Origin of the sequence: Cyclobacterium jeungdonense, assembly GCF_010994275.1 — a bacterium.
Taxonomy (GTDB): domain Bacteria; phylum Bacteroidota; class Bacteroidia; order Cytophagales; family Cyclobacteriaceae; genus Cyclobacterium; species Cyclobacterium jeungdonense.
Genome location: NZ_WMCD01000005.1, coordinates 128,617 through 150,864 on the forward strand (window position 1 = coordinate 128,617; position 22,248 = coordinate 150,864).

Below are 22,248 nucleotides of genomic sequence, written 5' to 3' on the forward strand. Positions count from 1 at the left end.
AACGGTAAAATTCGGGGATAGTCTATTGACGCCTGGATTATACCGCTACCGAAGCAATGTCCCGATAGTTGATTCCCATATGGCTATTGTCGTAAATCGCTTTTCCATCTCTGATCACAATCACCTGTGGAGAGGCATGGGCTACTGCAAACTCTTTTTCAATGGCATTGGAAACATCCCTGTGAGCAATCAGGTCCAAAAAATAGGGGGATAAACGCTGGCTGTCCGCTTCTTGCCAGCTTCTTTCCATTCGATTCCAGGCCATGCTGCTAATGGAACACCTGGAAGAATGCTTGAAGATCACCACGGGCCTTTCCTTGCTTTCTTCCTTTATTTGTTCAATTTGAGATAATTTTTCTAACTTTTTCCAGCTCATATACTTTATTAATTTCAGAATAAATAACCAAAATCTTCGTCTTTTAAGTTCAACAGCTGTCCAAAAATTTGGAATAATTCTATATTTGTTCTTTCAAAACCAACTTAATTCTGGAAGTTGTATCCGGAGTATACAATTTCTGCGTTCTAACTATAATGTACCGATACCTTTCTAATACCTGTATTTTTATCCTTCTATTCACCGGTCTTGCCTGTAAGAGTCTGCAGCCGGGCAAACCCGGGTCTCCCCCAGCAAAGCCTAAGGCAATGGCAAGTATTCGTTTAAATCTGGATGTTCCACTGCCTTTTATTGAAGCCCGGATCAACCAGGGATTAAATGAGCAATTGGTAGATGAAGAGGGATTAGAGCTAGGAGATGGACTGGTAGCAGATCTTCTTCTCGAAAAAAGAGGAAACCTTTCGCTTTCAGCTACGGATCAGGGCAAACTCCAATTGGGGTTGCCGGTATTAGCGAACGGATCCATCCGGCTGGAGAAACGAATTTTTGGTCAAAAAGTATCCACAGCGCTGCCGTTCCGAGAGGAACTAAGACCCGAAATCCTATTTTTGCCAGCCTTACAAAATGACTGGAGTTTTGATTTGGAAGAACTCGACATACTTTCCTTGGGAAAACCGCTTTCTTTGGATGTTTTGGGCTTTCAAATGGATTTTGAACCTTTTGTGAAAAAGCAGGTGGCGAGCATCATGGAAAACCAATTACGAAACGGAGCGCTTGCAGCCCTTGATTTTAAAAATTTGGCTGAAAGTTTCTGGAGCAGCTTTGGAAAACCCAGGTACATTTCCAACGGCCTGTCTGGAAATTACGTGTATCCCCAACCGGACGAGTTAATCATCCACCAGCGATTCACATCCTCCCAGCAATTGCAAATCGGAATAGGTCTGACCGGTGAAATGCTCAGCCAAAAGGACAGGCCCCTGGCCACTGAATTACCTTCGCTACCTCCACTGACCTTGGCGGAAGTGGAAGAAAACGAATTGGACCTAACCTTCCCTATTGTCCTTAGCTATGAGGAAATAGCATCCTATCTGAACCAAACCCTGAAAGACTCTGTGCTTGTTCTGGACAGCAAAACCCGAATGCTTGCCGAAAATTTTACCTTGGGGCACCATGGTGACAGGGTATTGGTAAGCATGCAATTTTTAGGCTTGCGGGAAGGTAAAAAAGACCTGCAAGGAACCTTTCACCTGGCCGCAAAACCAAGGTTCAATAAACAAAACCAAACCATCGAATTTTCGGATATTGAATTCAAACTGGAAACGCCAGATTTCTTCACCAATACAGCCAATTGGTTGAAAAGAAGGAAAATCAGAAAAACCATCCAAAAACGGGCCGTCATTCCAGTTAATGAGTACCTGGAACCTGCAAAAGCTTCCCTGATGGAAATGGGGGCATGGCAAAGTCCGATTGCCAGTTTTGGACTACAAAACCCGGAAGTACAGGTAAAAGGCATCTATCCCACCCGAACTGATTTGGTCATTCATGTACGGGCCACCGCGGGTATTGAAACGCGGTTTATAGAGTAGGGATTAGCCCAACAAGTCTCCATAGGTTTTGATTCCCTTTGCTTCGGCGACCTTTAATAGCTTCACTAGAAGCTGGGCCGTCAATAAAGCATCTCCGGCGGCCGTATGCCGGTCATCCAGGGCTATCGCATACCGTTCACAAAGACGATCCAGAGAGTATTCTTTAGCAGGTACGGTGTGTGGATCGTAATACCTGCCTCTATCCAGCCGGACTGCCAGATCGTATGTATCCAGACCCGGATTTTTTATTTTGCGTAATCCCATGGATTTACCGACCCGCTCCAGCATAGCCAAATCAAAACCCAAATGATGTCCAACCAGTACCTTCTGCCTGGCATCTTCTAGAAAAGTTCGGATGAGCCGTTCCCTGCTTACATAGGGCCTTTCCTGTACCAGGCCATGGACTTTTATGGCTTCCCGATTTCTTTTTTTTGGCTTAAGGTAAAATTCCCTTGAGTTTGAAATTTTGATTCTATTGTCAATTACGAGTACGGAACCATAGGAGAGCACATGATCCTTTTTGATAGTTAAGCCAGTCGTTTCCGTGTCCAACACCAAGAACTCCACTTCAGATAACGGCTTTCCTTTTGGAAATTTTCGTTCCATGGACTTTTCGTAAGCTCTGATGAAATCCGGCTTGGGTAGCGAAGCAAAACCGAAAAATTTTTTCCAGTCCATATCAGTTGCCAAAATAGTCCAACTGAAAGCGCACTTTCAAAATCTTTTGGATTTCTTCAATCGGGAAAAAGGCATTTTTTAGAAGCTGCCGCTGCAATTTCCCCAGGGAATCGGGTTGAATGAATCGACCGGAAGACTCGGTAGCCAAACCTTCGAGGGCCCGAATGCGCATAAATATTTCGTAAGCCTTTCCTGCATCCCTGAATAGCGAAGCTTGGTTGGGTTCCAGTTCGGCCAGCCTTTCGTATCGCTTGAAAGTGTTATTGATTCCTACTACCTGATGACTTAGAATCAAAACCCTGGCCGCATCTGCCAAAGGCATCATTGCCCGGAGTTTGATATCAAATTTCTCTGCATGCTTCCCCGATTTTTCCACCATGAAATTCCTGAAAAAGCCCAGGGGAGGAGGGTTTAGCAAGGCGTTTTTGGCAAAAAAATTCAGGAAAACCTTTTCCTGATGGATTTCCTCATACACATGTTGCGTCAAAGCATCCGCCAGGGCCTGTTTTCCACCTACTGCCCGAAAGTCAAAAAAAATAGTGCCCATCATCAGCGATTGGGGATCGGGTTCCCTGATCCACTCGCTGAAATAACGCTTCCATTGGGAAAGCGGTTGACACCATCGGGGATTGTTAGCCATCATTTCTGCCGGGCAAGAGTGAAAACCACAGGCAAAAAGCACCTCCATGACATCCCTGCTTATTAAGTGCATGAAATTTTGAGCCTTTTCTTCCAGTTTATCAGGCACATCCTGATATACCAGCGCGTTGTCCAAATCGGTTCGCAATAGCTGTTCTCCCCGTCCTTCCGAACCCAGACCCAAAAAGCAAAACTCCAGATCCTGTACCTCCGGAAAGCTGGGCTGATGTTTGGTTAATGCAAGTACTATGGCTCTTCGGATGATCGTATCATTGATTTCCGTGAGGATTCCCGCTATGAAATCAATGGCCAATTCATTATCCAGGTAATACTTCAACATACCCTCTGCCTGATTCCTGAGTTTGGCCATCTCGTGGATGTCTTCACTCTCCTGCAAGGCTTTAATCAGTACTGCCGGACTGTTTCCCTGAGAAAGCAAAATGTCATGATCCGATATAATTCCCAGTAGGGGCGAATCCGGGCTTCCGTCCTCCGTGAATACGAGGTGATGCAAACGGTGCTTGACCATGGTCAGATAAACCTGGGAAAATTCCAACTCCTTACTGGCAGTCACTACCGGATGACTCATGATCTTTTCTACCGGCGTATCGTAAGGAAGCCCTTTGGCGATCAGCCGGTTTCTCAGATCCTTATCCGTAATGATTCCTTTGGGATGTAGGTTTTGATCTACCACCATAATGGACCCCACACTTGCCTTGCTCATTTTAGTAACGGCGGTGAAAACCGAAGTCCCTACCGGACATTGAACTACCGGATGGGAATACTGCAATGTTCGCTGTCCGGACAATAACATCAAACCGTTTTCGTCCGATTTTCTTCCAAGCAAATTCCTGACTTTCTGGCTTTGGGATAATCCGGAACGGACTACTACCTGACCGGAAGCAAATCCCGAAGCAAAATAGAGGCTAACCTGACTGTTTTCATTCAAAATCTTTTCAAAGATACCAACCGGTACAGCTATTATCAGACTGGGCTCGTTGGCTCTGGCATTAAGAATGTAAGGACGCTTTCCCAACAATGCCAGGACCCCAAAAACATCTCCTTCGTCACAGAACTCTACCGTTTCTTCTTTTCCTGATACATCATCGGTGAGCTTGATTGCCCCTTCCTTGACTACAAAAAAATAACTCTTTGCCGGCTCTCCTTTCTGAAATAGAAACTCTTCCTTCTCAAAATAGATTAAATCCACCTCGGCAGCTACCTGACTGAGTAATTCGCTGGACAAAAAACTGAACGGTGGATACTTTTTCAGGAAATCAATGATCCTGTTGACAATGACATTGGCCATAGGAATTCATTCTAGGAAAGGAAAGGAGAAGCACGGCTGATGCCATGCCTCCCTAAAAGAAATTGAATAAATTAAGGAAATTAGCTTATTCGATTCTTCCTTCGATTATTTGGTCTACCACATCCGGATCCAGTAGGGTAGAGGTATCCCCCATATTGTCCATGTTGCCTTCCGCCACTTTTCTCAGGATCCGGCGCATGATTTTACCAGACCGGGTTTTGGGTAGGCCCGGGACTATTTGAATTTTATCCGGCTTGGCAATAGGGCCTATAATTTTGGTAACCGTGTCTTTGATCTCTCCCACAAGATTCTGCTCGGTACGGTTTTTCATGTCGCAGATAACATAAGCATAGATTCCTTGTCCTTTTACCGGATGAGGATATCCAACTACCGCAGATTCAACTACCAACGGGTGCTCGTTTATTGCGTTTTCTACTTCCGCTGTACCCATTCGATGACCAGAAACGTTAATCACATCATCGACTCTTCCTAAAATTCGGTAGTAGCCATCGTGATCTCTTTTTACCCCATCACCTGTAAAATACATTCCTTTATAAGCAGTAAAATAGGTTTGTTTACACCTATCGTGGTCACCATAGGTGGTCCGGATCATTCCCGGCCAGGGAAATTTCACGCAAAGATTTCCCTCCACCGAGTTTCCAATCATTTCGTTTCCCTCGGTGTCCATAATCGCCAGTTGAACGCCCGGCAGGGGCAGCGTAGCATAGGCGGGTTTGGTGGGGGTTATTCCAGCTAAAGGTGACACCATTATTCCGCCGGTTTCGGTTTGCCACCAGGTATCTACTATCGGGCATTTTGTTTTTCCAATATGGGTGTGGTACCAGTGCCAGGCTTCCTCATTGATAGGCTCGCCAACGGAGCCAAGTACCTTCAATGAATCGAGTTTATAGGGGGCAATGGGATCGGTTCCATGTGCCTGAAGCGCCCGAATGGCGGTGGGGGCCGTGTAAAACTGATTCACCTTGTATTTATCAACAACCTGCCAAAACCGGCCTGCATCCGGATAGGTAGGGACGCCTTCAAACATGATGGATGTCGCTCCGGACAACAAGGGCCCATAGACTATGTAAGAATGGCCGGTGATCCAACCTATATCCGCCGTACACCAGTAGACATCCCCCGGATTGTACTGAAATACATTTTCAAAAGTATATTTAGAGTAAATCATATATCCTCCACAGGTATGAACGACTCCTTTTGGCTTTCCTGTGGATCCGGAAGTATAGAGTATAAACAGGATGTCCTCACTGTCCATTTCTACTGCCTGATGTTCGGTGGACGCACCGGAAATGGCATCCTGCCACCAGTAATCCCGGCCTTCTTTCATGGTGACCTCCTGTTGGGTCCGCTGGTATACGATAACCGTTTCAACGGTAGAAGTTGTTTCCAGCGCTTCATCTACGACGGCCTTTACTGGAATTTTTTTCTTTCCCCGAAAGTTCCCATCTGCGGTGAGGACCACCTTTGCCTCACAATCGTTGATTCTATCCGAAAGGGCATTGCTGGAAAATCCGGCAAAAACCACGGAATGGATGGCCCCAACCCTGGCACAGGCAAGCATGGCCACCGCAGCCTCGGGAACCATAGGCATGTAGATGATTACCTTGTCTCCCTTTTGTACTCCTTTTTCCTGCAGTACATTCGAGAAGCGGCAAACTTCCTCAAACAGTTGTTTGTAAGTAAGCGTCCTGCCCTCCTCATTGGGGTCATTCGGTTCCCATACGATAGCTGGTCGGTCACCGATGGTGTACTGGTGTCTTTCCAGGATGTTTTCGGTGATATTTAATTTTCCATTCAGAAACCATTTTACATCCGGTCCATCAAAATTCCAGTCCAATACTTTATCCCAGCGTTTTTTCCAATGAAACGAATCCGCAACGCGCGCCCAGAAGTTTTCCGGATCTGCCACGCTTTTTTGGTATTCATGGAAATAGCCGCTTAATGTATGAATTCTATCACTCATCGTCTGATATTTTAGGTTTTTATAGTTCTATAAAATTACAGTAAATTATTTCTCTATGCACCCTTTGGCCTACATAATCCGAGGTGACTAATGGTCCTGGGCCTTGCCTGCTCCTCTGGGAATCCGTATGTCCTGAATCATTTCCTGCACATCTTCCGGAGGAGCTGGCGTAAATTTAGAAACGATGAAACAGGCTACAAAATTGATCAGCATACCCAGGCTACCGATGCCCTCAGGGGATATTCCAAACCACCAGTTTTCGCTGACATTGGCCTCCGGACTAATAAATTTAAAATAGATGATGTAAGCCAGGGTAAATACAAGGCCACTGACCATTCCAGCAATGGCGCCTTCTTTGTTCATCCTGGTAGAGAAAATACCCATAATGATTACAGGAAAAAAGGAAGCGGCGGCCAAACCAAAAGCAAACGCAACCACCTCTGCTACAAAGCCGGGAGGATTGATCCCAAAATAACCGGCGATGACAACGGCCACTGCTGCCGAAACGCGGGCAATGATAAGTTCGGTTTTTTCGGTCATTTGAGGTACAAAAGTCCGGAAAAGGTCCCGCGATACGGAGGTAGAGATTACCAAAAGCAAGCCCGCAGCTGTGGATAAGGCTGCAGCCATTCCACCAGCAGCCACCAAACCTACTACCCAATTGGGCAGTTCGGCGATTTCGGGTGCTGCCAAAACCATGATGTCCTTGTCTACTGTTAGTTCGTTCTGATCCGGATCGGCCAGGTATTGGACCACCCCATCCTGATTCAAATCGTCCACGACAATGAGGTTCGTCTTCTGCCAGTTCTCTACCCATACCGGCAATTCGTCTACCGGCTTTCCAGCCACGGTATCGATGGCATTGTATATTCCAAATGCCGCCACTGCCGGGGCAGTAGTGTATAGAATCGCTATGAATACCAAGGCATACCCTGCCGAAAGGCGGGCGTCTTTTACCCTGGGAACGGTAAAAAAACGGACGATCACATGCGGCAATCCCGCCGTACCCACCATCAATGCAAGCGTGATGGCAAAAATATCCGTCACCGATTTTCTGCCTGAAGTATACTCATGAAACCCCAAATCCACTAGGATACCGTCTAACTTGTCCAGCAAGTAGCTGCCATCTTGGACCGTACCGCCAAGTCCAAGCTGTGGTACCGGATTCCCGGTGAGTTGAATGGAAATAAAGATCGCCGGGACCATAAAGGCAAAGATCAGAACGCAATATTGCGCCACCTGCGTGTACGTAATACCTTTCATGCCCCCCAAAACAGCATAAAAAAAGACAATCGCCATGCCGATAATGACTCCTTGTTCAATTTCCACCTCCAGGTACCTGGAGAAAACGATTCCAACACCGCGCATCTGTCCGGCCACATAGGTAAATGAGATAAACAAAGCACAAAACACGGCCACTACCCGGGCTTTATTACTGTAATAACGATCTCCTACAAAATCAGGAACAGTAAATTTTCCAAACTTTCGGAGGTAAGGGGCCAGCAGCATGGCCAATAAAACGTAGCCTCCGGTCCAGCCCATCAGATAGACGGAGCCGTCGTACCCGGAAAACGCAATAATACCCGCCATGGAAATAAAAGAGGCTGCCGACATCCAATCGGCGGCGGTAGCCATGCCATTGGCTAAAGGAGAAACCCCTCCTCCTGCAGTGTAAAATTCTTTGGTGGATCCAGCCCGGGTGTAAATAGCAATCCCAATGTACAAGGCAAATGAAAGGCCTACCAAAATGTAGGTCCAGGTTAATATATCCATATCAGGTCAATGGGTTTAGAAATTATTTTTCGTTGACATCAAATTCCTCATCCAATTTGTTCATGCGATACACGTAAACAAAAATCAATACTACGAAGGTAAATATGGATCCCTGCTGAGCAAACCAAAAACCCAGTTGGTATCCTCCTAATCTTATCGCATTTAACGGTTCTGCCAGGATAATCCCAAAACCAAAGGAGACGATGAACCAAACGGAAAGCAGTATCAATACCGTTCGGATGTTTCGCTTCCAGTATTTTTTCATTTGTTCTTTATGGGTAGGCATGTGCGGGCTTGTTTGTGCTTATCGTTTAAGAATAATCCTGAAAATATTCAAAAATTCCGTAACCATCAGCATGAATCCGTTATTCTCCTCAAATTATAACAGATTCGGTGAAAGAACAAGATAATTGGTTCTCCGATTTACGGGCTTGGGCCCCATTTTCCTTTACTTCTATTTATTACTTGGATAGCAGATTCCAGCCGATTAGTCTCAGATCCTGAAATTTTTACCCAGGGAACCCCCGAGGCATCCAGTTCGCTTTCGTACTGCGCCATGAAATGGGTTCGCAGATCCGGGTCCGGATGTTCCCTAAGCGGATCCTCCTGCCAGGGCATGTCAATATCCGTAAGCAGGTATAGATCATAGGCCCTTACTTTTATTTGCTGTCTAATCCAAGGGTCGGTAGTTCTGTACTTGTGTTCACTCCAAATTTTTATGACCCGCAAATCCGTATCACAGAATAGGAGTTCTTTTGCCTGGCCATCCAATTCCTCTTCGGCTCGGATTTGTCCCCGGGCTATTTGCAATAAGTCATCATACCGGTAAGGCCGTCCCAGTCCTTCCAGGTATTCCCGGGCATATTCCGGAACCCAGGGTTCGCCGTAGTGCCGGGACAAGGCCTCACTTAAGTGGCTCTTACCAGTCGATTCAGGGCCGATAATCACAATTTTATACATTGACTTCTTCGTATTTTTGGGCAGCACGGATCCAGGCAATTAAGCCCATTACCGCCAAAACTGTAAAGACAAAAAACTGTAAAGATGTCAGGATCAATCCTTTGTAAAAATACAGCGGCACCGACACCAGATCCGTAATAATCCAGGCGATCCAGTTCTCTACCTTCTTTTTTGCCATTAGCCACATCCCGACAAAGGCAGAGGCAGTGGTAAAGGAGTCCCAACGGGGTACGTCACTATCGGTATAATAGCGTAAAAGGTAAAATAGTACGCCATAGCCCAGCAGAAACAAGGCCAGGGATTGTAGGATTTCACGAGCATTCATCCAGGTAACCGGTACGGCCGTTTTGCCCGGCTTTGGATGGGACCATACATACCAGCCAAAAATAGACATGGAAAAATAATAGGCATTGATTCCCATATCCGCATACAAACCAATCTGTAAACAGATCCAAACATAAATTAGAGTGCTGATTATTCCGGTAGGAAATACCAATATGTTCTCCTTTATGGAATAATAAACCGAAGCCAAACCAAAGAAAACCGCTACGGCTTCCAGCCAGCTCATTCCTTGCAAGCCTGAAACCAGACCATCTACCATGTATTGCCCGTTCACGGATTGAAGTTGAGATAAATACCTAACATAAAAAAATCAGAAAGCGCTTCACCTTAATGAAGACTTTCTGATTTAATAAAAACCCGAGAATTAACCGATGTTTTTCTTCTTTAACTGGTCCACGATGTATTCGGACGTTCTGATGGAAAGGGCCATAATGGTCCAGGTCGGGTTTTTGTCTGCCTGGGATACAAATGAGCCGGCATCTACCACAAATAGGTTGTTGCATTCATGGGCCTGCGAATATTTATTCAAAACCGATGTCTTGGGGTCATTTCCCATACGAACAGTCCCTACTTCGTGAATAATACGTCCCGGTGCAGCCAGTCCGTATTGATTTTCCGGTCCGGGCTTATTGCCCATTACCTGAGCACCCATGGCATCAAAGATTTCTTCAAAGGTGTCCTGCATGTGGCGGGCCTGTTTCACTTCGTGATCGGTCCAATTATAATGAAACCGAAGTACCGGAATCCCGAATTTATCCACCGTGTGGGGATCGATTTCACAGTAATTATCGTACTGGGGCACGCTTTCCCCCCGCCCGGCAATACCTACCGTGGCGCCGTAAACACTTCGGATGTCCTTTTTCAACCCTTCCCCGTATCCACCGTTCGGCCTGGGTTTTCCAAATTCGTCCTTGAGATAATTCCTGACGGAATCCATACCAAAACCAAATCCATAGTTTGGCATTCGCATGCCTCCGCCAAATTCCAGGTGGTATCCTCTGGGAAAATCCAGCTTTTTATTATCCAGCCACCAGGGAGTATATACGTGCATGGAACCCACGCCGTCTTCATTGTACTTATCCCTGGCTAAAAACTCCGGCATAAGTGCAGATCGGCTTGCACCTGTGGAATCGTGCAGGTACCGGCCAAGGGTGCCACTGCTATTCGAAATTCCGTTGGGGTGCTGAGGTGAACTGGAGTTCATCATGATCCGGGCACTTTCACAGGCAGATGCTCCCAGTACCACTACCCTGGCCTTAAGTTTGTATTCCTGCATGTCTACCTTGCTCACATAGGAAATCCCGGTAGCTTCTCCTTTTTCGTTGGTGGTTACCTTGCGGACCATGGCATAGGTATATAAGTCGACCTTACCTTTTTTGATGGAAGGTTTTACCAGGACCGTACCTGCAGAAAAATCCGCGTAAACCTGACAGGCCCGATTACATTGCGCACAGAAAAAACACGCTCCTCTTTCGTTATTTACAGGCCGGGTCAGGACAGAAATCCGGGAAGGAATAACCGGAAGATTTATCTTTTTACCACCCTTCATAAATGCCAATTCATGCAGACGGGGTTTGGGGGGAGGAAGGAAAAAGCCATCCGGTTCGTTACGAATGCCCTCTTTGGTTCCAAAAACACCCACGATTTGATCCACCCGGTCGTAATAGGGTTTTACATCTTCATATCCTATCGGCCAGTTATCTCCCAGCCCGTCAATGTCTTTTCTTTTGAAATCATCCGGCCCGAAGCGGAGGGAAATTCTACCCCAGTGGTTGGTTCTTCCGCCTACCATTCGGGACCGAAACCAATCGAATTGGGTGCCGTCTTTTCGGGTATAGGGCTCTCCTTCAATTTCCCATCCACCGTAGGCGGCGTCAAAATCACCAAAGGCCCTGACCGTATTTGCTCCACGCCGGGGGGATTCCCAGGGCCAGCGTAGTTGGGTGCGGTATTCTTCCAAAGCCGGGTCAAAGTCACTTCCTGCTTCGACTACCGCTACACTCAAGCCAGATTCCGAAAGGATTTTACTGGCCATGCCGCCCCCAGCTCCCGAGCCTACTATGATTACATCGTACGTGTCCATGGATGATTGTATTTCAAAACTCATTGGTATTGATTTGATGTTGATTTTAATTGACGGCCTAAAATAGGGGATTCTCCCTAAACTTTCATCATCTCCCTTCAGAATCCTCTCCCCGGTGCATTGAAAATCGTAAATGGTTATCTAATTTTCTGCCTGTAAACCGGAGAGTGTCAGAATAATGATTCCTAGAAATTCTGTAAACCCTTTGCATCAGGTCGGAAATTGAAATCCCCTGTCAGGAAGACGATTTTTGAATTGTAAAATTTTATTTTGCCCAAACATTTGCTAATCTTATACTTTGAATCGAATAAAAGGACTACCATTCACTGGAAGTTACTTTTCTAATTGACAATAGAATCCAAAAAGATGAAGAAAAAGGAAAGGAGAAGCCAGGGCTGGTTTGGTAAAACCGGCAAGGATGGTCTGATTTACAGGTCCTGGTTTAAAAAACAGGGTATACCCACACACGAATTGGGAGGAAAACCCATGATCGGTATCTGCAATACCTGGTCTGAACTTACCCCATGCAATTCCCATTTCCGGGAGCTCGCTGAATTTGTAAAAAAAGGAATCCTGGAAGCAGGAGGTTACCCGGTGGAATTTCCCGTCATGTCTCTGGGCGAAACGGTAATGAAACCCACCGCCATGCTCTATCGAAACCTTGCCAGCATGGATACCGAGGAGTCCATTCGTGCTAACCCCTTGGACGGCGTGGTGCTATTGTGTGGTTGTGACAAAACCACCCCCTCCCTGGTGATGGGGGCTGCCAGCGTAAACCTTCCGACCATCGTGGTGTCCGGCGGACCCATGCTGACTGGAAGGTACAGAGGAGCCGAAATTAGCACTTCCGATATCTGGCGCTTTAGTGAAGAATCGCGCTCCGGAAAAATGAGTCAGGAAGACTTGTACGTGGCCGAATCCGGACTTTGCAGAAGCGATGGACACTGTGGGGTCATGGGTACTGCCTCCACTATGGCCTGTATGGTAGAATCTCTGGGACTTTCCCTTCCGGGAAATGCCGCCATTCCGGCACCCGACACGGGAAGAAAGGTAATGGCCCACCTATCCGGTATGGAAATTGTAAAAATGGTGGAAAATGACCTGAAGCTTTCGGATATTCTGACAAGAGAAGCCTTCGAAAATGCCATCATGGTTAATGCAGCCATTGGCGGATCCACCAATTTTGTCATTCACCTACTGGCCATCGCGGGTAGAATGGGAATTCCACTTACACTCGAAGATTTTGACAAGTTTTCTTCCAAGATCCCCCTATTGGCTAATTTGCAGCCTTCGGGAACGTACTTCATGGAAGATTTCTATTATGCTGGCGGCCTACCACCCGTCATCCGACAATTAAAGGATCATTTGCACAATGAGGCCATAACCGTAACCGGGCAGGCAATTGGTAAAATCAACGAGCGCTATGAAAATTACAACGAAAAAGTTATAGCAACCCTGGACCGCCCCTTCAATCCCCTATCGGGAATTGTGGTGCTAAATGGCAACCTATGTGAAACTGGCGCCATCATCAAACCCTCTGCCGCCAGTCCCGAATTAATGAAGCATACCGGAAAAGCCGTGGTTTTTGAGGACATCGATGATTATAAAAACAAAATCGATGATCCGGATTTGGATATTGATGAAAATTCCATCATGGTGCTGAAAAATGTGGGACCCAAGGGCTACCCCGGCATGCCTGAGGTTGGCAATATGGGACTACCTCCAAAGGTTTTGGCCAAAGGGATCAAGGATATGATACGGATTTCCGATGGGCGAATGAGCGGAACCGGGTTCGGCACTGTTGTATTGCATGCCACACCGGAGGCAGCGGAGGGCGGAAACTTCGCCGTGGTTCAAAATGGAGACCAGATAGAATTAGATGTGGAAAACCGAAAGCTAAATCTCCTGGTATCAGACGAAGAACTTCAACAGCGAAAAGCCGCCTGGAAGAAACCTGCCCCGATGACCGAAAGAGGATATGTTAGCCTTTACGTCAAACATGTAGAGCAGGCCAACCTGGGAGCGGATCTGGATTTTCTGAAAGGAAATTCCGGTAGCGAGGTTACAAAAGATTCACACTGACACCTCTTTTATAGTTAGGGACGGAACTTTTGCCTATCCTAAATAATCTACAAATCCTATAAACTAGATGAAATCGAGCATGACGTACCCGTCACACCCTGGGATGATTATAAGCCATGCGAGATTTCATCTGACCGTTGAAAAAAAATTATAAACAGATGAAAGCGCAAGATAAACCCGCCCATCAGGTAGCTCTGGTCACCGGCGCTGGTACAGGCATAGGCTACGAAATCTGCCGCTTGCTGGCCTCCCGAGGAATCTACGTGATGCTAAATGATCTGAAGCAAGAACTCACAGTTACGGCAAGTGCAAGAATTAACGAAGAATTTCCCGGTTTTTGTAAAGGCTTTGCTGGCGATGCTTCCAATACGGGTTTTATTACCCGATTGGTGAACGAGACGGTTTCCGAATTTGGTTCTCTGAACATAGCGGTAGCCAATGCAGGCATTACCGTTTTCGGGGAGTTTTTGACTTATAAGGAGGCAGATTTTAATAAGGTACTGCAGCTCAATTTGGTGGGAAGTTTTTTTCTGGCTCAGGCGGCTTCGAAACAAATGATTGCTCAAAATAGTGGAGGTAGTCTGCTATTTATGTCTTCGGTAACCGGGCATCAGGCACACAAAAACCTGGCAGCCTACGGAATGAGTAAGGCTGCCCTGGAAATGCTGGCAAAAACACTGGTATTGGAGCTTTCGCCACACCGGATAAACGTGAATGCAATTGCACCGGGAGCAACTATTACCGAAAGAACAGCGAAGGAGGAGGGATACGAAAAAACATGGTCCCGGATCACTCCTATGGGTAAACCCGCCCACCCCGAGGATATCGCCGAAGCTGTTGCCTTTCTGGTATCCCCCCGGGCAAGACATATCACCGGTCAAAGCCTGGTCATAGATGGGGGCTGGACAGCTACCAGTCCCTCCCCGTATGAGTAAAGGATTATCGAATAGAAGGATGTCAAAAACAGCTCTTTTTATTAAATTTTTCTGGTATTCAGGCTCTTTTAATGAAATTTGAATTGTTTTTGTGGAACGACCGTAGGGGCAAAGTGTATTTTACCTTTCAATCAGCATAGAACAGGACAGTTAAAAACTAATAATAAATTATATTCGCTTAATTTAACTTAAAATCAATTCTATTTAATTAAAATATGGCAGTTACGAAAAACACTTTTAAACACGTAGATTACCTGTGGGATGATGCTAAAGCAAAGTCATTGGGAGACGATCAAATCGCCCTACTGCTTTACAGATCCAACATTTTGGGTGCAGACCTAAGAATAACCAACTATGGTGGAGGCAATACCAGCTGCAAGACCATTGAAAAAGACCCCCTGAATAAGAAAGATACAGAAGTAATGTGGATCAAGGGATCCGGTGGTGATATAGGTACCCTAAAAAGGGACGGTTTGGCCGGATTATACATGGACAAACTGTTGGCCTTAAAAAATGTGTATAGGGGATTGGAATTCGAAGACGAAATGGTGGCATTATTTAACCACTGTATTTACGATCTGGACTCAAAAGCTCCTTCCATTGACACGCCCCTGCATGCAGTGCTACCCTTCAAGCACATCGATCACCTGCATCCTGATGCAGCCATTGCCATCGCTGCTTCTAAAGAAGGAGAGAAGATCACACAGGAATTATTCGAAGGCCAAATTGCCTGGGTTCCCTGGCAGAGACCGGGTTTTGACCTGGCATTGAAATTGGATCAGGCCCTGAAAGAAAACCCTGGCATCCGGGGGATCATGCTGGGAGGCCACGGACTTTTCACCTGGGGTGAGACTTCTTATGACTGTTACATTAATAGCTTAGAAGTAATTGATAAAGCCTCGCAGTACCTGGAAGAAAATTACGGGAAAAAGCGGCCAGTATTCGGCGGACAAAAAGTAACCTCACTTCCCGAAGAAGACAGAAAGTCCCAGGCATCAAAGATTGCACCCCATCTGAGGGGTCTTGCCTCCAGCTTTAATCGCATGGTGGGGCATTTTTCCGATGACGAGCGAGTATTGGAGTTCATCAATAGCAAAGATCTTGAAAAACTTGCTCCTTTAGGTACAAGTTGCCCTGACCATTTTCTGCGGACTAAAATCAGGCCTTTGGTATTGGAAATTCCCGCAGATAAAGACCTCACGGACATGACGGATGTGAAAGCTTATCTGGAAAAGGAATTCGAAGACTACCGGCAATATTATACTAAATACTACGAAGATCACAAGCGGCCCAACAGCCCAGCTATGAGAGATTCCAATCCGGTGGTCATCTTGTGGCCGGGAGTAGGTATGTTCTCCTATGCCAAGAACAAACAAACTTCCCGTGTGGCAAGCGAGTTTTACACCAATGCCATCAACGTAATGAAGGGAGCCGAAGCCATTTCGGAATATGTTTCCCTCCCGTTGCAGGAAGCATTTGATATCGAATATTGGTTGTTGGAAGAGGCCAAGTTACAACGCATGCCCAAAGAACAGCCCATGTCCCGAAAAGTGGCTTTTGTCACTGGCGGAGCTGGAGGAATCGGAAAAGCCATTGCGGATAAACTGGCCAAAGAAGGCGCCTGTGTTTTTATCACGGACATCAATAAAGAAAACCTGGATCAGGCACTTGATACCTACAACAAGGATACGGGATCAGGAGCCCTTATGGACGTCACCAGAATGGAGGATATCGAAGAAGCCCTTCGATCCGCTTGTCTTAAGTTTGGAGGAGTCGATATTATTGTAAACTGTGCAGGTTTGGCCATCTCCAAGCCAATTGAGCAGACTTCCGAAAAAGATTGGGATATTCTTCAAAACGTATTGGTTAAAGGACAGTTTGCCGTATCAAAAGCAGGAGTGGAAATACTCCGTGCTCAGAATAAAGGCGGAGATATCGTCAATATCGCCAGTAAAAATGCACTGGTTTCCGGACCCAATAACGTCGGCTACGGAACCGCGAAAGCAGCTCAGGTGCACATGAGCCGCCTATTGGCTGCCGAACTGGGTAAGGACAAAATCCGTGTCAATGTGGTCAACCCGGACGCGGTAATCGAAGGCAGCAAAATCTGGGAAGGCGAGTGGGCCAAAGGCCGTGCAAAGGCCTATGGTATCACCGTAGAAGAACTTCCCGCTTTTTACGCTAAGCGAACCATCATGAACGAAATCATCGGTGTAGAGGACATTGCCAATGGCGTTTTTGCTTTTGTAGGTGGCCATCTAAGTAAAAGTACCGGCAACATCCTGAATGTAGATGGGGGAGTTGCGGCCGCTTTCGTGAGATAAAACAGCCTTATGCAACTTGATAAAAATCAAATTAAATCACTCAATGACCAAGCTCTCCCGGATCACCGGGAGAGTTTTGAGTATCTAAGCCAACGGTTGATCCATCAAAATCTGGAAGTAGAAAAACTAATCCAGAAAATTCAGGACTTCCAGGTGGCTATCCCTAGTTGGGCTCTCGGCACGGGCGGTACCCGATTTGGCAGGTTTCCCGGTGGTGGCGAACCCCGCTCATTAGAGGAGAAAATAACCGACGTGGGCATGCTGCATGCACTTAATGCAGGTTCCGGAGCCATTTCTTTACACATTCCCTGGGATATTCCAGGAAATGTAGAAAAAATCAAAGCCCTGGCCACGGCCAATGGTTTACTCTTCGATGCTGTCAATTCCAATACCTTCCAGGATCAGCCCGAACAGGAACTATCCTATAAATTTGGTTCGCTCTGTCATACCGATGCAGGAGTTCGAAAACAGGCCGTAAATCACAATTTGGAAGTCATTCGCTACGGGGAGATGCTCGGATCCAAATCCCTAACGGTCTGGTTGGCTGATGGTTCTTCTTTTCCCGGTCAAATGAATTTCAGAAAGGCATTGCAGCGGACCTTGGATTCCCTGAAGGAAATCTACGCCGGCATGCCAGAGGACTGGAAGCTATTTGTTGAATACAAGCCTTTTGAACCCAATTTTTACCATACGGTTATCCAGGACTGGGGCACCTCTCATTTACTTGCGTCTCAATTGGGCGAACGGGCATTTACCCTGGTAGACCTGGGTCACCACCTTCCCAACACCAATATTGAGCAGATCGTAGCTACCCTGATGATGCAAGGAAAACTAGGCGGGTTTCATTTTAATGATTCCAAATTTGGGGACGATGACCTGACGGTAGGAGCGATGAAACCCTATCAGTTATTTTTGATTTTCAATGAACTGGTAGCCGGAATGGAGGACAAGCAGTCCACGAACCCTTCTCCTGCCTGGATGATCGATGCCAGCCATAACCTGAAAGATCCCATGGAAGATTTGCTCCAATCTATTGAAGCCATTCAGCTGGCTTACGCTCAGGCATTATTGGTAGATCGGGACGCACTGGAAAGCGCCAGGGAAGATAACGATCCGGTTTTTGCTCAGGAAATTCTTCAGGCGGCATTTCGAACAGACCTTAGACCTTTGATTGCAGAGGCACGGTTTCAGGCAGGCGCTGCCATACAACCCATTTCGGTATACCGAAAACTGGAGGTAAGAAAGCAACTCGTCCTTGAACGCGGCAGCAAAAGCCAAGCCACTGGGCTCTAAATGAAATCCATTCTATATTCCATTCTAAATTTACTATACAATGCCCCAACCGGTAATCGCTATTTTTGATATAGGAAAAACCAACAAAAAGTTTTTTCTCTTTGATGAAAACCTCAACGAGATCAATGAAACGTATGTAAAATTTCCTACTATAAAAGATGAGGATGGGGATGAATGCGATGATTTGGATAAAATCACCCAATGGGCCAAAGATACCGTAGAGGAATTGTGCAGGAATCCCGAATACGATGTAAAAGCACTTAATTTTTCTACCTATGGGGCCTCTTTTGTCTCTATTGGAGAAGACGGGAAACCCGTGACCCCTATTTACAATTACCTCAAGGATTTTCCGGAAGACCTTCACGAAGCTTTCTACAAACGCTATCCCGAAACAAGTATCAATCAAACTACCGCATCCCCCACCTTGGGAATGCTCAATTCAGGTTTGCAATTGTATTGGTTGAAGAAGAAAAAGCCGGAAACCTTCCGAAAAATAAAATATTCGCTTCATTTACCACAGTACATTTCGTATTTATTTACCGGAGAGGCCGTTACCGAACCCACCTCTATTGGCTGCCATACTAAATTATGGGATTTTCCGAAAGGAGATTACCACGAGTGGGTGTACGAGGAGGAGATTGACAAGAAACTCCCCCGCCAGGTACCTACCACGCACAGCTTTGAGAAAGTGATTTGTGGTAAAAAAGTACAGGTGGGCGTAGGCATCCACGACAGCTCTTCCGCATTGGCTTCCTACTTAATCAAAATCAAAGAGCCTTTTGTCCTGATCTCCACAGGGACTTGGAGCATCACCCTCAACCCTTTTCCAAAAAGGGAACTAACCACAGCCGAATTACAAAACGATTGTTTGAATTTCCTTTCCATCCATGGCAAAACGGTAAAGGCCAGCCGGTTTTTTCTGGGCTATGAACTGGACAAGCAATTGGAAAAAATGAATGCTCATTTTTCTAGAGAAGCAAAATATTACAAAGATATTCTCCCGGATGAAGCCTTGGTACAATCCTTACTGAGTGGTAAGACGAGTGGGACATTTTATCCGGAAACCATTGCAAGAACGCCTTTGGTAAAAGAAATATTCCCCGATAATCATTGGGAAATTTCAGCCTTTTCCGATTTTGACACCGCTTATCACCATCTGGTATTTGGATTGGCCAGGATGCAGGTGGCCTCCTTAATGATGGCCAAAGGTGCATCGGACACGAAAAAAGTGTATATTGACGGGGGCTTTGTGCATAATAAGGTGTTTATTCGGTTTTTAACCGAACTTTTGGAGGACTATGAATTGGTCTTTTCGGATTTTCCACTAGGATCTGCCTATGGAGCAGCCTTGATGCTAAAAGCATTTTCCTAATTCCTATAGTAAAATACTATGAAATCGAGCATGACAGGAACGGCACACAGTGGAATAATTATCCTCCATGCGAAATTCTCCCGATTTAAGGTCAGGACAGGATATCTGACCGCCGAAAAAAAATTATAAACAGATGAATAAACCGACCCTCCTTGCCTTCTTGCTTATGCTTACCGGTGTTTCCATGGCACAAACGTCTCCCCTAACTCTGGATATTTATCCTGGCGAAGTGCCCTTCCAAAAAACTACGGACGTTACCGAAACGATCCAAAGTAACGATATACTGGTGGTCAGCAAGGTTCAAAATCCCCAAATCCAGGTATTTCTGCCGGCAAAAAGATCGGCTACAGGCAAAGCAGTTATTATTTGCCCCGGAGGCGGATACGGTGTACTGGCTTACGATTGGGAAGGGCTGGACATCGCCAAATGGCTAAACAGCCACGGAATTGCAGGTATCGTCCTCAAATACCGACTTCCTTCTACTGAAACCCAGACTCAGTCTCATGTGGTACCCATGGCCGACGGGCAGCGGGCCATTCGCCTGGTTCGGCATCATGCTGAGGAGTGGGGAATTGACCCGGACCAAATTGGGATCATGGGCTTCTCTGCAGGAGGCCATCTGGCTTCCACTCTAGGCACTCATTTCGATTCGGGAAACCCGGGCAACGAAGATGCCATTGAACACCAATCCAGCCGACCTGACTTTATGATTCTGGGTTATCCCGTGATTTCCTTTACCGAACACATTACTCACATCGGTTCCCGAAACAACCTGCTTGGTGAAGATCCGGATCAAAAATGGGTAACCTATTTCAGCAACGAAAAACAAGTCAGGGCAGACAGCCCACCAACTTTTATTTTTCATTCTCAGGACGATGCTGCCGTACCGGTGCAACACAGTTTGCTGATGTATGAGGGTCTGTTGGAAAAACAGGTTCCCGTGGAAATGCATTTATACCCTACCGGAGGGCACGGATTTTCCCTTTCCATTAACAAAGAAGGTACCCAAAAAGGATGGATGGAAAGTTGTATCCAATGGATGCAACATTTGCCGTGAAGCCTTTAAAAATAAGTAAAAATGCGCGCTACCTGGAAAAATCCGATGGGGCACCATTTCTTTGGTTAGGAGATACCGCCTGGGAACTACTACATCGGTTAAGTCTTGAGGAAACCCAGTTTTATTTTCAAAACCGAAAAGAAATCGGTTTTACGCTTATCCAAACCGTCATCCTTGCCGAACTGGATGGATTACACTCCCCCAATGCCTCGGGGGAGATCCCCCTTCACAACGATGATCCGGAAAAACCCAACGAAGCTTACTTCAACCATGTGGATCAGGTAGTCCGACTGGCCCATGAGATGGGTTTGTACCTGGGCTTGCTCCCAACATGGGGGGACAAGTTTAACAAAAAATGGGGGCTTGGCCCGGAGATATTCACTCCGGAAAATGCACGAAAATTTGGTGAATTTTTGGGGCAGCGTTATGCGGATTTCCCACATATTATCTGGATCATGGGTGGAGACCGGGTTCCGGAAAACCCGGATCATGAAGCCATCATTGAGCAAATGGCATTAGGGATTCGCAGCTTTCTGCCGGAGAATCTCATGACCTACCACCCCAATGGGGGCTACCTGGCCAGCGACTTTTTCGCCAACTCTTCCTGGCTGGATATGGATCTCTTCCAAACCCGCCACCAAAAAGGGTTCCGCGAATACCGATTCACCCGCAAAGCAAGAAAACGAACCCCTACCAGACCGGTAATCGATGGAGAACCCGGCTACGAAAACATTCCCAACCTGCTAAACAAATGGCATTTTCAGCGTTTATCAGCAGCAGATGTCCGCAGAGCAGCTTATTGGAACTTTCTGTCTGGCGCTGCTGGTCATACCTATGGATGCAATGAAATCTGGCAGATGTACGACGGAAAAACGGATGCCAGATTCGGTGCGCAATTTTCCTGGAAAGAAGCGTTAGAGTTATCCGGAGCCCGTCATATGGGAATTCTTCGCCGGCTATTCGAAAGTTTGCCTTGGCAACGAATGAAACCGGATTCTTCCGTGATAGCAGGGATAACCTGGAAATGGAACCCGGTAAAAATTGCCCTTTCTACAGCCGAAAGGGATTGGATCCTGATCTACAGTCCCCAAGGCAAAACTGTTAAAATCAAATCCAGTATCATCCGTGGTGGAAAAAAATGGGCCTATTGGCTGGATCCTGAAACCGGTCTAAAAAGTGAAATACATGGGAGACTGACCGCTGAGTTTACCGTTCCCAACGATCAGAAAGACTGGCTGCTGTTGATCCTGGATGAATCCAACAATTCGAAATGGCCATATCTCTCCCAATCCACAGATTAAACGGATTTTCTAAATTGTGGGAACACTTGTTTGTATCTTTATTACTGAGTGCAAGATTACCTCCTGAGTAGTTTTTACACAATTGCCATACATAAACCCTAGTTTTCTATTAACTTTACGCCTCCTTTTGAGGAAGTTGTCCAGCGTTGGAAAAGCGAAAAGAGGGAATACCAAACCGAAAATAGTATCTATTTGC

The 22,248-nt window shown here is 46.2% G+C and carries 17 protein-coding genes; 8 read left to right on the forward strand and 9 right to left on the reverse strand.

The features are described from left to right. Window positions 1-37 precede the first annotated feature (37 nt). Window positions 38-376: a bacillithiol system redox-active protein YtxJ gene (gene ytxJ, locus GKS34_RS12075; RefSeq protein ID WP_163385084.1), complete on the reverse strand. Its 339-nt coding sequence runs from the start codon at window positions 374-376 to the stop codon at window positions 38-40. Window positions 377-642: 266 nt separating this feature from the next. Between ytxJ and GKS34_RS12080 the strand changes: the two genes are divergently transcribed. Then, entirely contained in the window at window positions 643-1,920 is a 1,278-nt protein-coding gene (locus tag GKS34_RS12080; protein WP_163385085.1) for a DUF4403 family protein, read from the forward strand. Window positions 1,921-1,923: 3 nt separating this feature from the next. On the opposite strand, the gene GKS34_RS12085 is transcribed toward GKS34_RS12080, so the two are convergent. From GKS34_RS12085 to GKS34_RS12120, 8 genes are all read right to left on the reverse strand, one after another. Further along, complete coding sequence (locus tag GKS34_RS12085; RefSeq protein WP_163385086.1) at window positions 1,924-2,598, reverse strand: 3'-5' exonuclease; 675 nt, start codon at window positions 2,596-2,598, stop codon at window positions 1,924-1,926. A 1-nt stretch (window position 2,599) separates the two neighbouring features. Then, entirely contained in the window at window positions 2,600-4,546 is a 1,947-nt protein-coding gene (locus GKS34_RS12090) for a DUF294 nucleotidyltransferase-like domain-containing protein (protein ID WP_163385087.1), read from the reverse strand. Between the two features lie 85 nt (window positions 4,547-4,631). Further along, window positions 4,632-6,530, reverse strand: coding sequence for an acetate--CoA ligase (gene acs, locus GKS34_RS12095; protein ID WP_163385088.1), 1,899 nt, complete (start codon window positions 6,528-6,530; stop codon window positions 4,632-4,634). A gap of 87 nt (window positions 6,531-6,617) precedes the next feature. Next, a complete protein-coding gene (locus GKS34_RS12100) occupies window positions 6,618-8,303 on the reverse strand; it encodes a sodium:solute symporter family protein (RefSeq protein WP_163385089.1) in 1,686 nt (561 codons plus the stop codon). Between the two features lie 22 nt (window positions 8,304-8,325). After that, entirely contained in the window at window positions 8,326-8,589 is a 264-nt protein-coding gene (locus GKS34_RS12105; RefSeq protein ID WP_163385090.1) for a DUF4212 domain-containing protein, read from the reverse strand. Window positions 8,590-8,726: 137 nt separating this feature from the next. Continuing rightward, a complete protein-coding gene (locus GKS34_RS12110; RefSeq protein WP_163385091.1) occupies window positions 8,727-9,263 on the reverse strand; it encodes an AAA family ATPase in 537 nt (178 codons plus the stop codon). Further along, complete coding sequence (gene pnuC / locus GKS34_RS12115) at window positions 9,256-9,879, reverse strand: nicotinamide riboside transporter PnuC (RefSeq protein WP_163385092.1); 624 nt, start codon at window positions 9,877-9,879, stop codon at window positions 9,256-9,258. Before pnuC ends, GKS34_RS12110 begins: the two co-directional genes overlap by 8 nt. A gap of 90 nt (window positions 9,880-9,969) precedes the next feature. Then, window positions 9,970-11,712, reverse strand: a complete 1,743-nt coding sequence (locus tag GKS34_RS12120; RefSeq protein WP_163385093.1) for a GMC oxidoreductase — start codon at window positions 11,710-11,712, stop codon at window positions 9,970-9,972. A gap of 342 nt (window positions 11,713-12,054) precedes the next feature. Here GKS34_RS12120 and GKS34_RS12125 point away from each other — a divergent pair, with 342 nt between their 5' ends. The 7 genes from GKS34_RS12125 to GKS34_RS12155 all read left to right on the forward strand — a co-directional run bounded on the left by GKS34_RS12125 (window position 12,055) and on the right by GKS34_RS12155 (window position 22,052). After that, window positions 12,055-13,770, forward strand: coding sequence for an IlvD/Edd family dehydratase (locus GKS34_RS12125; RefSeq protein ID WP_163385094.1), 1,716 nt, complete (start codon window positions 12,055-12,057; stop codon window positions 13,768-13,770). Window positions 13,771-13,928: 158 nt separating this feature from the next. Then, complete coding sequence (locus GKS34_RS12130; protein WP_163385095.1) at window positions 13,929-14,705, forward strand: SDR family NAD(P)-dependent oxidoreductase; 777 nt, start codon at window positions 13,929-13,931, stop codon at window positions 14,703-14,705. A 215-nt stretch (window positions 14,706-14,920) separates the two neighbouring features. Then, a complete protein-coding gene (locus GKS34_RS12135) occupies window positions 14,921-17,029 on the forward strand; it encodes a bifunctional aldolase/short-chain dehydrogenase (RefSeq protein ID WP_163385096.1) in 2,109 nt (702 codons plus the stop codon). Window positions 17,030-17,038: 9 nt separating this feature from the next. Further along, window positions 17,039-18,322, forward strand: coding sequence for a sugar isomerase (locus GKS34_RS12140; RefSeq protein WP_163385097.1), 1,284 nt, complete (start codon window positions 17,039-17,041; stop codon window positions 18,320-18,322). 40 nt (window positions 18,323-18,362) lie between these two features. Continuing rightward, complete coding sequence (locus GKS34_RS12145; protein ID WP_163385098.1) at window positions 18,363-19,694, forward strand: FGGY-family carbohydrate kinase; 1,332 nt, start codon at window positions 18,363-18,365, stop codon at window positions 19,692-19,694. A gap of 133 nt (window positions 19,695-19,827) precedes the next feature. Beyond that, a complete protein-coding gene (locus tag GKS34_RS12150) occupies window positions 19,828-20,751 on the forward strand; it encodes an alpha/beta hydrolase (protein WP_163385099.1) in 924 nt (307 codons plus the stop codon). Continuing rightward, window positions 20,730-22,052, forward strand: a complete 1,323-nt coding sequence (locus GKS34_RS12155) for a glycoside hydrolase family 140 protein (protein ID WP_163385100.1) — start codon at window positions 20,730-20,732, stop codon at window positions 22,050-22,052. Before GKS34_RS12150 ends, GKS34_RS12155 begins: the two co-directional genes overlap by 22 nt. Window positions 22,053-22,248: the final 196 nt, after the last annotated feature.

Bases quoted from the DNA above. Each gene is read 5' to 3' on its own strand.
- GKS34_RS12135 (WP_163385096.1), top strand. From the start codon at position 14,921: ATGGCAGTTACGAAAAACACTTTTAAACACGTAGATTACCTGTGGGAT.
- GKS34_RS12155 (WP_163385100.1), top strand. From the start codon at position 20,730: ATGGATGCAACATTTGCCGTGAAGCCTTTAAAAATAAGTAAAAATGCG.
- ytxJ (WP_163385084.1), bottom strand. From the start codon at position 376: ATGAGCTGGAAAAAGTTAGAAAAATTATCTCAAATTGAACAAATAAAG.
- acs (WP_163385088.1), bottom strand. From the start codon at position 6,530: ATGAGTGATAGAATTCATACATTAAGCGGCTATTTCCATGAATACCAA.
- GKS34_RS12105 (WP_163385090.1), bottom strand. From the start codon at position 8,589: ATGCCTACCCATAAAGAACAAATGAAAAAATACTGGAAGCGAAACATC.
- GKS34_RS12145 (WP_163385098.1), top strand. From the start codon at position 18,363: ATGCCCCAACCGGTAATCGCTATTTTTGATATAGGAAAAACCAACAAA.
- GKS34_RS12150 (WP_163385099.1), top strand. From the start codon at position 19,828: ATGAATAAACCGACCCTCCTTGCCTTCTTGCTTATGCTTACCGGTGTT.
- GKS34_RS12085 (WP_163385086.1), bottom strand. From the start codon at position 2,598: ATGGACTGGAAAAAATTTTTCGGTTTTGCTTCGCTACCCAAGCCGGAT.
- GKS34_RS12080 (WP_163385085.1), top strand. From the start codon at position 643: ATGGCAAGTATTCGTTTAAATCTGGATGTTCCACTGCCTTTTATTGAA.
- GKS34_RS12130 (WP_163385095.1), top strand. From the start codon at position 13,929: ATGAAAGCGCAAGATAAACCCGCCCATCAGGTAGCTCTGGTCACCGGC.
- GKS34_RS12110 (WP_163385091.1), bottom strand. From the start codon at position 9,263: ATGTATAAAATTGTGATTATCGGCCCTGAATCGACTGGTAAGAGCCAC.
- GKS34_RS12140 (WP_163385097.1), top strand. From the start codon at position 17,039: ATGCAACTTGATAAAAATCAAATTAAATCACTCAATGACCAAGCTCTC.
- GKS34_RS12125 (WP_163385094.1), top strand. From the start codon at position 12,055: ATGAAGAAAAAGGAAAGGAGAAGCCAGGGCTGGTTTGGTAAAACCGGC.
- GKS34_RS12120 (WP_163385093.1), bottom strand. From the start codon at position 11,712: ATGAGTTTTGAAATACAATCATCCATGGACACGTACGATGTAATCATA.
- GKS34_RS12100 (WP_163385089.1), bottom strand. From the start codon at position 8,303: ATGGATATATTAACCTGGACCTACATTTTGGTAGGCCTTTCATTTGCC.
- GKS34_RS12090 (WP_163385087.1), bottom strand. From the start codon at position 4,546: ATGGCCAATGTCATTGTCAACAGGATCATTGATTTCCTGAAAAAGTAT.